We start from the raw sequence: 12,500 nt of genomic DNA, 5'->3' as shown, positions 1-12,500 counted from the left end.
GCGACGGCAAGAAGAGCGTGCTGGAAGAGATCGAACGGCGGCTTGGCCTCAGTTTCGAACAGTTCCGTCGTGCGGTGCTGCTGGCCCAGGGCGATTTCGCCACCTTCTTGAAGGCACCACCACGCGACCGCTCGTCCTTGCTGGAACTGTTGACCGGGACCGAAGTCTACTCGCGCCTGTCGATCGCCGCCCACGAGCGGGCCGGCGCCGAACTGAAGGCGCTCGACACGCTGGAGGCGCAGGGCGGCGGCATCGGCGTGCTGAACGACGACGACCGCGCGGCCTTGCAGGCCGAGGCGGTCGAGGCGACGGCGGCGGTGCAGGCCGGTGAGCACGCACTGGCGGTGGCGCAGTCCGCCATCGCATGGCACGAGCGCGACGGGCAGCTCGGTCGGGCGGAAACCCAGGCGGTGGAGGCGGCCGAGGCGGCGGAGCGGGCGTGGATGGCGGCTGAACCGCGCCGGTCGGCCGCCAGTTGGCTGCGGCGGTTGCAGCCGCTGCGCCCGCTGCTGGCCGACGCCGACCGTGCCGCGGGCGAGGCAGCGGAGGCGGCGGAGGCGGTCGAGCGGGCGGCCTCGGCGTGGGAGGCGGCGCGGCGTGCGTTCGAGGAGGCCACCACCCGTCATGGCGAGTCCCGGCGGCGGTTCGAGGCGGCTTGCGAGGCGCAGACCCGGGCCGATCCCGACTTGGCGCGCGCCGCCGACCTCGATGGCCGGATTGCGGCGCTGACCAGCGAACACGGCACGGCCAAGACCGCGGCGCAAGCCGCCGGGCAGCGAACGGCCGCGGCGCGCCGGCGCGGGCAGGAGATCGACACCGCGCTGGCGGCGGCGCAGGCCGAGGCGTCGCGGCTGGAGATCTGGTTGCGCGAGTGCAGCCGCTTCGAACCGGTGGTGGCGCAGTGGGAGCGCTGGGACACGGTGCTGGCCCGCCACGCCGCGGCGACGCGCGCCGGCAAGGCCGCCGCCGAGGACAAGCGGCTGCGGGAGCGCGCGGTTGCCGACGCCGGCGGCGCGGCGAACAGCGCCGCGACACGGCAGGCCGAGGCGCGCGACCGCTGCGTTGCGGCCGAACAGGCGCTTGCCGCGTTGCGGGCGGAGGCGGTGCCGTCGCTCGACGCCGCGCGGGCGCAACGGGCCGAGGCCGGTCGGCGACGCGACGGGCTGCGGGCGCTGGTCGCAACGGCCGAGGCGCGCCGGCGCCTGACCGCTGAACGGGAGAGCGCCGAGGGCGAACGGACGCGGTTGCTGGCCGACGCCGGGCGGGAGGAGCTGGCGGCGCAGGAGTTGGCGGAGACCTTGCGCGAGCAGCGCGCGACGGTGGACGAGGCGGAGCGGACGCTGCAGCGCCTGCTGCTCGCCCAGCGCGAGGACGTCGAAAGTCTGCGCGGCCGGTTGGCGGAGGGCGAGCCCTGCCCCGTCTGCGGGTCGGAGGCGCATCCGTGGGCGCAGGCCGGGGCAACGCCGCTGGCCCGCGTCACCCATGACCTGGACGAGCGCCTCGCCGGGCTGAAGGACGGGTTGGCGGCGGCAGTGGCCCGACACGCCGGGCATGAAGCCGCGGCGCGGACCGCGCGTCAGGGGGTGGAGGCGCTGGCGACGCGGCTGGCGGGCCTCGCCCGGGACAGCGACGGGTTGACGTCCCGCTGGGCGGAGCAGGCGGCGGCGGTCGCCTGGGATGCCGGTGCGGACGAGCCGGCTCACCTCAACAAGGCGGTGGAGGCGGTGGAGCAGCACTTGCGCGCCATCGCCGCCGAGGAGGAGCGCGCGCTCGACCATCGCCGACGGCTCGACGCCGCGCAGGAGGAGCAGCGTCGGCTGGAGGCGACCGCCACCACGCTGGCCGCGGAGGCCGAGGCCAGCCGCCACCGGCTGGCCGACGCCCGTCAGGCGCTGGCTCTGGCGACCGCCGCGCTGGAACGGGCGGAGGCGGACCGCGACGCCGCTGCGGCCGAACTGGCGGAGGTGTTGGCCGGCGAGCCGGGCTGGCAGGAGCGGTTGGAGAACGGCCCCGACCACTTCCGCGCCGCGCTGGGCGACCGGGTGGCCGAGCATCGGCGGAAGCGTGAGGCGCTGGCGCGGGCGACCCGCGAGGTCGAACGGGCGGTTGGCGAGCGCGCCGTCCAGGCGGCGGAGTTGGACGCGGCGGTGCGGGCGGAGGACGAGGCGCGCGACCGGGTCACCGACCTCACCGGCCGGCTGGAGGAGGCGCGGTCGGCCCGCGGCGGCCTGCTCGGCGGGCAGACGGTGGCATCCGTGCGCAAAGCGCTGGCCGACGAACGGCAGGTGGCGGAGGCGCTGGTCGAGAAGGCCACCGTGGTGCGGCAGGACGCCACCGCCCGGCTGTCGGCGGCGGAGCGCGAACGGGAAACCCGCGGTGAGGCGGCACGGCTCTGCGCCGACAAGGCGACGGCGGCGAAGGAACGGTTGGAGCGGGCGGCGGACGAACGCTCCGCCGGCTTGTCCGTCCGGCTCGATGAGGTGCGTCGGCGGCTGGCCGCGCCGGAATCGGCGCTGGAGGCGGAGGAGGAAGCGCTGGCCACGCTGGAGCGGGCGCGGAGCGATGGGGCCTTGCTGGTTGCCGAACGGCGGCGGCTGCGCGCCGACCATCACGCCGCGAACCGGCCGGCGCAGAGCGCGGAGGAGGCGACCGCCGCGGCGGCCACCGCACGGGAGGCGCTGGAGCGTGACCGCGTGCGGTTGGGATCGGCGCGTGGCCGGCTGGAGGCCGACGATGACAACCGCCGCCGCCTCGCCGGCCTGACCATGGCGATCGAGGCGCAGCGGGCGCGCCATGGGCTGTGGAGCAAGCTGGCGCAGGTGATCGGCTCGGCCAACGGGCAGAAGATGCGCAACTTCGCGCAGAGCCTCAGCCTCGACCTGCTGCTGACCCACGCCAACCAGCATCTGGAGGATCTGGCCCGCCGCTACCGGCTGGAACGGGTGGCCGGGGCCGATCTGGAAATCCAGGTCGTCGACCGCGAGATGGGCGACGAGCGGCGCGGCGTGCACAGCCTGTCCGGCGGCGAGCTGTTCCTGGTGTCGCTGGCGCTGGCGCTCGGCCTGTCAGCGATGGCGGCGGGGACGGCGGGCGGCATCGGCACGCTGTTCATCGACGAGGGCTTCGGCTCGCTCGATCCCGACAGCCTCGACGTCGCGCTGTCCTGCCTGGAGGCGTTGCAGGCGGGCGGCCGTCAGGTCGGTGTCATCAGCCATGTCCCGGCGATGGTCGAGCGGATCGGCACCCAGATCCGGGTGGTGCCGCTGGGGGGCGGGCGCAGCCGGGTCACGGTGCTGTCGACGGCCGGCGCCCTGGGGTTGGAAACCGTCGGCGAGGTGGTGGAGGCGTGAACCGCCACCACCACCCTGCCCGTTCCGGCCTCAGCCGGCTTCGGAGGTCGAGGACGCCCGCCACAGGTTGATGTCGGCGTCCACCGCGTGGACGTCGATCTCCGCCAGCTCTTCCGGCGCGAAAGACAGGTTGCCGAGCGCGTCCAGGGAGTTGTCGAGCTGCTCCACCGTCCGCGCGCCGATCAGCGCCGAGGTGACGCGCGGGTCGCGCAGCACCCAGGCGATGGCCATCTGCGCCAGCGTCTGGCCGCGCCGCTTGGCGATGGCGTCGAGGGCGCGGACGCGCTCCAGGTTTTCCGGCGACAGGAAATGCGCCCGCAGGGTGCCGCCCTTGGCGGCGCGGGCGTCGGTCGGCTGCCCGCCGAGATACTTCGCGGTCAGCATGCCCTGCGCCAGCGGCGAGAAGGCGATGCAGCCCATGCCCAGCTCGTCCAGCGTGCCGAGCAGCCCGCCCTCGATCCAGCGGTTCAGCATGGAGTAGGACGGCTGGTGGATCAGGCACGGCGTGCCCAGTTGGCGAAGAATCCCGGCGGCGCGACGCGTCATCTCCGGTGAATAGGAGGAGATGCCGACATACAGCGCCTTGCCCTGGCGGACGATGTGGTCGAGCGCGCCCATCGTCTCCTCCAGCGGGGTGCGGGGGTCGACGCGGTGCGAATAGAAGATGTCGACATAGTCCAGCCCCATCCGCTTCAGGCTCTGATCCAGGCTGGAGACCAGATACTTGCGCGATCCCCAATTGCCGTAGGGGCCCGGCCACATCTCGTAGCCGGCCTTGGTCGAGATGACCATCTGGTCACGGTAGGGGCGGAAGTCGGTGGCGAGGATGCGGCCGAAATTCTCCTCGGCCGAACCCGGCGGCGGGCCGTAATTGTTGGCGAGGTCGAAATGCGTCACCCCGCGGTCGAAGGCGCGGCGCAGCACGGCGCGTCCGGTGGCGAACACGTCGGTGCCGCCGAAATTCTGCCACAGCCCCAGCGAGACGGCCGGCAGGTCGAGCCCGCTGCGCCCACACCGGCGGTAGCTCATCCGGTCGTGGCGGGACTCATCGGCAAGGTAAGGCGGCTGCATGGCGTGCTCCCGAAAAGTGATATATCAGAGCATAGGTCGCCGGAGCGGCCGGGCGCAATCCCCCGCCGGCGCATCGCCCTTCTGCGCTGGGCGCCCTACCCCAGCTCCACCCGGTTGCGGCCGCCGGCCTTGGCGCGGTAGAGCGCCTGGTCGGCACGGCTCAGCGCCTGTTCCACCGTGTCGTCCAGCGGGCGCAGCTCGGTCAGGCCGAAGCTGGCGGTCAGGCGGAAGCGGCGGCCGTCCGGCAGCGCGACGTCCAGCTCGGCCAAGCCCGCGCGCAGGCGTTCGGCGATGCCGGCGGCGGCGCTGCGCGGGGTGTCGGGCAGCAGGATCGCGAACTCCTCCCCACCGATGCGGCCGATAGCGTCGGCGCTGCGCAGGTGGCGGCGGATCTCGTCAACCGCCCGGCAGATCGCGGCGTCGCCGGCGGCGTGCCCCAGCGCATCGTTGATCCGCTTGAAATGGTCGATGTCGAGCATGAGCAGCGAGGCCGGGCCGGTGCCGGCCGGCGGCGGTTCGCCGGACAGCGCCCGCTCCAGCAAATCCAGGAGGTGGCGGCGGTTGTGGGCGCCGCTCAACGGGTCGGTGATCGCCAGACGGTGCAGTTCGCGTTCCATCCGGCGGCGGTCGGTGATGTCGGTGGCGATGCCGATCAGCCCGGCAGCCTCGCCGGTCGGCCCGGTCAACGGCCGCTTGGCCACCAGCAGCTCGCGATGGTCGCCGGCCGGATCGACGACGCCGGTTTCAAAGGTGAAGGCGGCGGAACCGCCGGCCGGCGGGGCGCCGATCGCCATCCGCAACGCCTCGGCGGTGTCGCCGTCGGTGCCGCCACCCGCCACACCGGGGAACAGCTCGCGGAAGGCTCGATTGCACAAGGCGTAACGACCGTCGGCGTCCTTGTACCACACCGGGTTCGGCATCAACTCCACCAGGGTTTCGATGAAGCGGCGCTGCTCCTCGGCCAGGGCGGTCTGGCGTTCCAGCGCGGCGGTGCGTTCGGCGACGCGGCGTTCCAGCGACTGGTTCAGCTGCTCGATGGTGACCAGATCGCGCCAGCCGCGCACCGCGCCGATCACGCTGGTGAACAGCTTCTGCGCGGTCAGTTCGGCCTTGCTCTTGTAGTCGTTGACGTCGTAGGCGACGATCACCTCGCGCTCCGGCGCCTGACCGGGCTGGCCGGTGCGCAGGATGATGCGGATGTGGCGATTGCCCAGTTCGCGGCGGATGTGGTGGACCAGCCGCAAGCCGGCGTCCTGCGTTTCCATCACCACGTCCAGCAGGATCACCGGCAGATCGGACCGCTCGGCCAGGATCGCCCGCGCCTCCGCCGCGGAGAAGGCGCTGACGATGGCGAAGCGGCGGTTCTCGAACTCGAAATCATTCAGCAGCACGCGGGTCATCGCGTGCACCTGCTCGTCGTCGTCGACGACCAGCACCGGCCACGGCTCTTCCCGGTTCGGCACGGGCGCGGCCCCGCCGGCCGGCCAATCGGCCGATTCGTCAGCCGATTCGTCGGCGAACAGCGGATCGTCCGCGAACGGGTCGTCGTTCCTCGGCATTATCGGCGCCTGCCGCTCACCCTCGGTCACGTGTCGGTCCCCGATCACTGGCTTTCGATGTCGACGCCGGAGAACACCTGGAGGAAGGGGTCGATGCGGTAGTTCTTCACCTCCTTGCGCAGGGCCACCGACACGACGGCGTGGGCGATGGGATACCAGGGCATTTCCTGGTGGAAGATCCGCTGCGCCTCCTTGTAACGCGCGGCGCGCTCGTCGAGGACGCTGGTGCGCTTGGCCTTCACCACCTGCTCCTCGAAGGCGGGGTCGCACCATTTGGCGAAGTTGCCGCCACCGGGGCGGGCGGAATCGCAGCCCAGCAGCACGAACAGGAAATTGTCCGGATCGCCGTTGTCGCCGGTCCAGCCATAGATCGCCATGTCGTGCTCCCCCTGGGCAAGACGGCGGCGGTACTCGCGCCATTCGTCGGTGACCAGGGTCACCTTGACGCCGACCCGCTCCAGGTTGGTCTGGATCATCTGCGCCGCGCGCTTGCCATCGGGCATGTAGGCGCGGGCGACCGGTGGGTACCACAGGTCGATGGCGAAGCCGTCCGGATAGCCGGCCTCGGCCAGCAGGCGGCGCGCCGCCTCGGGGTCGAAGGGATGGTCCTGGATGGTGTCGTCGTAGGACCACATGATCGGCGGGATCGGGTTCTTCGCCGCCCGTCCGCCGGTCTGGTAGACCGCGTCGATCAGCGTGTTCTTGTCGATCGCCATGCCGATGGCCCGGCGCACCCGCGCGTCGTTCAGCGGAGCCTTGCGGGTGTTGAAGGCCATGTAGGCGAGGTTCAGCCCCTCGCGCCGCTGGATCACCAGATTGGGGTCCTTGTCGATCTTCGCCAGCTCGACCGGGTTGGGGAACACCATCAGGTGGCATTCGCCCGAGCGCAGCTTGTTCAGCCGCACCGCGGCGTTGGGATTGATCGCGAAGATCAGGTTGTCGAGCGGCTGGCGCCCGCCCCAATAGCGGTCGAACGCCTTGTAACGGATCGCCATGTCCTTCTGGAAGGACACGAACTGGAACGGCCCGGTGCCGATCGGCTCCTCGTCGAACAGGTCCGGCGTTCCGGCCTTCAGCAGCGCCGCGGCGTATTCCGCCGACTGGATCGACGAGAAGGGCATGGCGAGGTTGGCCAGGAACGGCGCCTCCGGTCGGCTGAGGGTGATGCGGACGGTGTGGTCGTCGACCTTCTCCACCGCCGTCAGCAGGGAGGCCATCGACATGTCCTTGAAGTAGTCGTAGGTCGCCCGGCCGATCTTGTGGAAAGGGTGGTCGTCCTTCCATTGCCGCTCGATCGAGAACAGGACGTCGTCGGCGTTGAACGGGCGGGTCGGGGTGAAGCGGTCGTTGGCGTGGAACCACACGTCGCGCCGCAGGTGGAACAGGTAGGTCAGGCCGTCGTCGGACACCGTGTAGGACTGCGCCAGCCCGGGCACGACCTGCGTGGTCCCACGCACGAACTCCATCAGGTTGTTGTAGAGCGGCAGGGCCGCGTTCATGCTGGTGCCGGTGGTCGTGACCTGCGGGTTGAAGCTTTCTGGATTAGCCTCTGAACAAAAAACCAGGGATTTGTCAGCCAGAGCCGGCCCTGCCGCCGTCAAGCCCAAGAAAATTGCGCAAATGGCAATGCCCTTTGCAAGGAACGGCGAGGGAATGATTCGGGCAGACGGCATTCAATGCTCCAGCAAAGACTGCTTCTCAACGATTGCTGGCACGGTATCAGTTGAAAAACGCCGAGGGAAGCGAATGATGAAGCGCACACCGTGACCAACGTCACTGTCGACCGTCACCCGTCCGCCCAGGCCGTTCGCGACGAGGTTGTAGACGATGTGCAGGCCGAGCCCGGTGTTGCCCTCGGCCCGGCGGGTGGTGAAGAAGGGATCAAACACCCGTCCCAGGTTCTCCGGCGGAATGCCCCGGCCGTCATCGGTGTAGACCAGCTCGACCAGATCGCCGTCGACCGGGGCCGCGGCGATGGCCAGTTGCCCCGCCTGCCCCTCGTCGTAGCCGTGGGCGATGGAGTTCATCACCAGATTGGTCAGGATCTGCGCCAGCACGCCGGGATGACCATCGATCTCCACCGGCTCCGGGCAGTCGACGCGGAGGCTGTGGCCGGCCCGGCGCCAGGACGGGCTGAGGCTGGTCGCCAGATCCTCCAGATAGGGCTTCAGCGGGAAGCGCCGCGCCGCGCCGCTGGTCTGGTCGGCGGCGACCTGCTTGAAGCTGTGCACCAGATCGCCGGCCTGGCGAAGGTTCAGCACCATCAGCCGCGCCAGCTCCCCGGCGGTGGCTTGGAACTCGTTGAAGTCGCTGCGGCGCAGCGCGCCGTCGCCGGCCAGCCGCCCGATCGCCGCCAGCCGGTCCTGCATGTGCGAGGCGCCCATCAGCGCGTTGCCGAGCGGTGTGTTGATCTCGTGCGCGACGCCGGCGACCAGTTGCCCCAGCGAGGCCATCTTCTCCGCCTGGATCAGTTCGGCCTGGGTGCGGCGCAAATCCTCCAGCGCGCGGTCGGCCCGTTCCTTCGCCTGGCGCGTCGCCTGCTCGCGCAGGCCGATCTCGCGGATGAAGAAGGCGGCGGCACGGGCCATGGCGCCGAATTCGTCGCGGCGCCGGGTGCCGTCGATCGGGCCGGCCAGCGGGTCCTCGGCCAGCCGGGTCATCTGCTGCTGAAGGCGCAGGACCGGCCGGCTGATGGAACGGGCGACGACCAGCGCCGCGCCGCCACCCAGCAGCAGGCCGATGGTGGCGCCGATGATCAGGATCCGGGTCAGCAGCTCGCCGATGCGCGCCGCCTCGTCACGGAAGGTCTCGTCCAACTGGCGTGCCGTCTCGACCAGGGTGCCGGCGTCGCGGTCCATGGCGACCAGCAGTTGGTTCAGCCGGCGCAGCCCTTCGGCGGTGCGGCCGAGGCTGTCGCGCCAGTTGCGGATCGCCGACAGCACCTCGTCCTGCAGCAGCGGCGCCATCGGCAGGCCGCGCACGGTGGCCAGCAGGTCGCCCGCGTCGGCGACGATCCGGTCGGCGTCCTCGGCGTCGCGGGCGGCCACGGCGCCCGCCGCCCGCCGGCCCAGCCGCAGGGCAACGACGGCGACGTTCTGGGTCTCCTGTTCGGTGTCGTTGGCCTGGATGGCGTAGGCCAGCAGTTGCACCACCTCGTCCTGCAGCGCGGTGTAGCCGGTCGACTTGACCGTCAGGACGCGGGCGGTCAGCGCCTCGATGGCGGCGGCGGCCTCGGCGCTGGTCCGCTGGGCCGCCGACAGGGCGCGCTGCGCCTCCACCGTCCGCGCCAGCGCGCCCTGCAACGCCTCGAACAGCGGGTGCAGCGACGGCAGCAGCATCGGCAGGGCGGCAACGTCCGGCTGGTCCAGCGCGCCGGTCAGCACCAGCGCCCGCACCACCGGCAGGGTGCGGGTCACCCGCTCCGCCAGCATCCGCTCCGCCAGTCCGGCCGAACCGGACGCCATCCCGGCCGCGACCTCCAGCGCCGCGTGCTCGAAACGATCCAGCACCTCGTCGCGGCGCTGCCGCGCCTGGCGCACGTCGGCGACGGCGGCCTGCAAGGCGGTGACCGCGTCGGTGTAGCGGCGCGCGGCCAGCACCGCCGGATAGCGGTCGGCCAGGACGTCGGTGCGGTGCAACGCGTCCTGCAGCCGCTCCGCCGTCGCGATCAGCTTGTCGATGAGGATGCGGAAGTCGCCACCCGTCAACAGCCGCCCCTCAGCGGCCTGGCCGGTGGCGAGCAGGCCGACGACGTGCAACGCCTCGGTCCGTTGCAGCGCCAGCATCGCCTCGCGCAGTTCGTGGGCACCGTCCACCACGTCACGGCTGTCGCGCAGCCGATGGTCGGCGTCGGTCAGCGCCCCCAGCAAATCGACGTTGGCCGCGTGCTGACGGTCGCGCGCCCGGTCGGTCAGCAACGTCAGCGAGGACGAATAGCGGGCCATGTCGGCCACCGCCTCGTCGTTCGCCGCGGCCACCGCGATGAAGCTGCGCATCAGGCCGACGTAACGCTCCAGCACCGCGGTGGCGCGCCCGACCTCCCGGCGGTCGGCGGTGGCGGAGCCGGCGTCGCCCAGCCGCCGCAGCTCGTCACCGGCGGAGTCGGACAGCGCCTCGAACCGTGCGGCGCGGCCCGGGCGCTCGCCGGGGGCGACCTGGAGATAATCGATGCGGGCGGCGGTCGCCGCCAGGACGTCGCGGTAGACCGAGCCGGCGAGCACCGCCGCCTCGTACACCCGCTCGCTGCGGCCGAGCAGCAGCCAGCCGGTGATGGCGATCACCGTCGCGACCGCGACCGGCACGCCGCCGACCACAGCGATGCGTGAACGAATCCTCATGCGCCGGCCACCGCGACGGCGCGGCGCCCGAACACCCCCTGAAGGACCGGCCGTGGGGGAACCGGCAACGATGTTGGGCGAGCCGCCACGACCGCTCCCGCGCTGAAGACCTCCTGGGCCTTACCAGAGCAACGAGCTGGGGCAAAGGGATAAAGGGGCGCACGCAAACGGGGTACGAAGCCGGTGGGCACGGTACCCCGCTGCGAAGGCCGTTTGGCCGGTTACGACTTGGTCAGGCCCAGCTTGGCCTGCACGGCGGCGAGGCCGTCCTTGCCGTCGATGGTGGTCACGCCGGACAGCCAGCCCTTCAGCACGTCCGGGTTCTGCTTCAGCCAGGCCTTGGCGGCGGCCTCCGGCTTCTTGTTGCCGTTCATGATCGCGTCCATCACCGCGTTTTCCATCGCCAGCGTGAAGCTGAGGTTGGACAGCAGCTTGCCGACGTTCGGGCAGTCGGCGGCGTAGCCCTTGCGGACGTTGGTGCTGACGGTGGCGCCGCCCAGGTTGGGGCCGAACCAGTCGTCGCCGCCCTCAAGGTAGGTCAGCGCGAAGGACTTGTTCATCGGGTGCGGTTCCCAGCCCAGGAAGACGATCCAGCCCTTGCTGCGTTCCGCCCGCTTCACCTCGGCCAACATGCCGGCCTCGCTGGATTCGACCAGCTTGAAGTCCTTCAGGCCGAAGGCGTCGGCCTTCAGCATCTTGTCGATGATCAGGTTGCCGTCGTTGCCGGCCTCGATGCCGTAGATCTTGCCGTTCAGCTTGTCCTTGAACTTGGCGATGTCCGCGAAGCTCTTCAGCCCGGCGTCGGCGGCGTATTTCGGCACCGCCAGCGTGTATTTGGCGCCCTCCAGGTTGACCCGCGTCACCTCGACCGAGCCGTCCTCCAGCACCGGCTTGATGAACGGCTCCATCGTCGGCATCCAGTTGCCGAGGAAGACGTCGAGCGACTTGGTCTTCAGCCCGGTGTAGACCAGCGGGACCGAGGTCATGGTGGTGGTCGGCTTGTAGCCCAGCCCGTCCAGCGTCACCGAGGCCAGCGCCGTGGTCGCCGCGATGTCGGTCCAGCCGACGTCGCCGAAGCGCACCGCCTTGCAGGACGCCGGATCGGCGGCCAGCGCGGCACCACCCCCCAGCGCCAGGACCGCCATCCCCGCCACGGCCGCCGTCATCGACGACGTCATCGCCGCCTTCATCCCACAGGCCAGAGCCTTCCAAACCGTCATCGTCAACTCCTGAAAGCCGTTTCTCGTTGTGTCCGTTCGGGACCATTGCCATCCGCCGGCCGCCGATTTCATCATCGACGGAACGGTGAAAATGGCGCATCTGTTTGGCGTGCAGGCCAAGTCTTCGGTTGCAGCCCGCCCTTCGGTTGCCGACCCACTTGACCGACTGGACAGGAGACCGCTCGCCCCATGCCAAAAGTCGGAATGGAACCCATCCGCCGCCGCCAGTTGATCGACGCCACCATCACCTCGATGGGCGAACATGGTCTGGCCGACACCACGGTCCAGACGATCAGCCGCGGCGCGGGCGTGTCGCCCGGCATCATCCACCATTATTTCGGCGGCAAGAACGAGCTGCTGGCCGCGACGATGCGCAGCATGCTCCAGCAGTTGCGCGACGACGTTACCCTGCGGCTGGCCGCCGCCGACGGTCCGCGCGCCCGGCTGGAGGCGATCGTCGACTGCAACTTCGCCGCCGGCCAGTTCGAACCGCGGGTGGTCTCGGCGTGGCTGGGCTTCTGGGCCCAGGCGCCGCACGACCCGGCGCTGTCGCGGCTGCAGCGGATCAACGCCCGGCGCCTGCACTCCAACCTGCTGCACAGCCTGCGGGCCCTGCTGCCGGCGGAGCGGGCGGAACGGGTCGCCATCGGTCTGGCGGCGATGATCGACGGGCTGTGGCTGCGCTTCGCGCTGACCGGCGCCCTCGACGGCAGCGAGGCGCGCGCCGTGGCGCTCGACTACCTGGACGCCGAACTGAACGCCTGAGGCCGGAACGGCCGGCCGCCCGGACGCCGGCGGCCTCACCGGAACCACCACCGGCGCCGCTTGCCCGGCGCCGCCGGCGAGGGTGCGCGGCCGAAGCTCTGGGTGATGCGGTCGAGCACGACGGCCAGCAGCACCACCGCCAGCCCGCTCTCCACCCCCAGCCCGATGTCGAGGCGCTGGATGCCCTGCAGCACGACA

The 12,500-nt window shown here is 71.2% G+C and carries 7 protein-coding genes and 1 pseudogene (1 of these 8 cut by a window edge); 2 read left to right on the top strand and 6 right to left on the bottom strand.

Annotation, left to right across the window (positions count from 1 at the left end):
* A protein-coding gene (locus tag TSO352_RS34320; RefSeq protein ID WP_109110166.1) for an AAA family ATPase crosses the window boundary here: on the top strand, nt 1-3,350 show its 3' portion. 424 nt of this gene lie to the left of the window's left edge; only the last 3,350 of its 3,774 coding nucleotides appear in the window; its start codon lies beyond the left edge, outside the window; the stop codon is at nt 3,348-3,350.
* A gap of 30 nt (nt 3,351-3,380) precedes the next feature.
* On the opposite strand, the gene mgrA is transcribed toward TSO352_RS34320, so the two are convergent.
* The 5 genes from mgrA to TSO352_RS26950 all read right to left on the bottom strand — a co-directional run bounded on the left by mgrA (nt 3,381) and on the right by TSO352_RS26950 (nt 11,537).
* On the bottom strand, nt 3,381-4,421 hold the full coding sequence (gene mgrA, locus TSO352_RS26970; protein ID WP_109110165.1) for an L-glyceraldehyde 3-phosphate reductase: 1,041 nt from the start codon (nt 4,419-4,421) through the stop codon (nt 3,381-3,383).
* Between the two features lie 95 nt (nt 4,422-4,516).
* Nucleotides 4,517-5,980 (bottom strand): diguanylate cyclase, encoded by a 1,464-nt coding sequence (locus TSO352_RS26965; protein ID WP_109110164.1) that lies wholly within the window; start codon nt 5,978-5,980, stop codon nt 4,517-4,519.
* A gap of 44 nt (nt 5,981-6,024) precedes the next feature.
* The gene (locus tag TSO352_RS26960) at nt 6,025-7,479 is read right to left on the bottom strand and encodes an ABC transporter substrate-binding protein (RefSeq protein WP_247872453.1); all 1,455 of its coding nucleotides are present in this window, start codon (nt 7,477-7,479) and stop codon (nt 6,025-6,027) included.
* A gap of 174 nt (nt 7,480-7,653) precedes the next feature.
* A complete protein-coding gene (locus TSO352_RS26955) occupies nt 7,654-10,317 on the bottom strand; it encodes a HAMP domain-containing sensor histidine kinase (protein WP_247872452.1) in 2,664 nt (887 codons plus the stop codon).
* 221 nt (nt 10,318-10,538) lie between these two features.
* Nucleotides 10,539-11,537 carry a choline ABC transporter substrate-binding protein gene (locus TSO352_RS26950; RefSeq protein ID WP_109110161.1) on the bottom strand — a complete coding sequence of 333 codons (999 nt, stop codon included), beginning with the start codon at nt 11,535-11,537 and terminating at the stop codon, nt 10,539-10,541.
* 189 nt (nt 11,538-11,726) lie between these two features.
* Between TSO352_RS26950 and betI the strand changes: the two genes are divergently transcribed.
* Complete coding sequence (gene betI / locus TSO352_RS26945; RefSeq protein ID WP_109110160.1) at nt 11,727-12,302, top strand: transcriptional regulator BetI; 576 nt, start codon at nt 11,727-11,729, stop codon at nt 12,300-12,302.
* Between the two features lie 35 nt (nt 12,303-12,337).
* Here the strand turns inward: betI and TSO352_RS34120 are convergent.
* A pseudogene (locus TSO352_RS34120) lies at nt 12,338-12,500 on the bottom strand (choline ABC transporter permease subunit); the annotation flags it as partial.

It is taken from the genome of Azospirillum sp. TSO35-2 (assembly GCF_003116095.1).
Taxonomy (GTDB): Bacteria; Pseudomonadota; Alphaproteobacteria; order Azospirillales; family Azospirillaceae; genus Azospirillum.
Note: the sequence above shows the minus strand (reverse complement) of the source record. Positions and strands in the feature narration are given on the sequence as shown.

Excerpts from the sequence above, each read along its gene's own strand:
- mgrA (WP_109110165.1), bottom strand. The coding sequence starts at position 4,421 with ATGCAGCCGCCTTACCTTGCCGATGAGTCCCGCCACGACCGGATGAGC.
- TSO352_RS26965 (WP_109110164.1), bottom strand. The coding sequence starts at position 5,980 with ATGCCGAGGAACGACGACCCGTTCGCGGACGATCCGCTGTTCGCCGAC.
- TSO352_RS26960 (WP_247872453.1), bottom strand. The coding sequence starts at position 7,479 with ATGAACGCGGCCCTGCCGCTCTACAACAACCTGATGGAGTTCGTGCGT.
- TSO352_RS26955 (WP_247872452.1), bottom strand. The coding sequence starts at position 10,317 with ATGAGGATTCGTTCACGCATCGCTGTGGTCGGCGGCGTGCCGGTCGCG.
- TSO352_RS26950 (WP_109110161.1), bottom strand. The coding sequence starts at position 11,537 with ATGACGGTTTGGAAGGCTCTGGCCTGTGGGATGAAGGCGGCGATGACG.
- betI (WP_109110160.1), top strand. The coding sequence starts at position 11,727 with ATGCCAAAAGTCGGAATGGAACCCATCCGCCGCCGCCAGTTGATCGAC.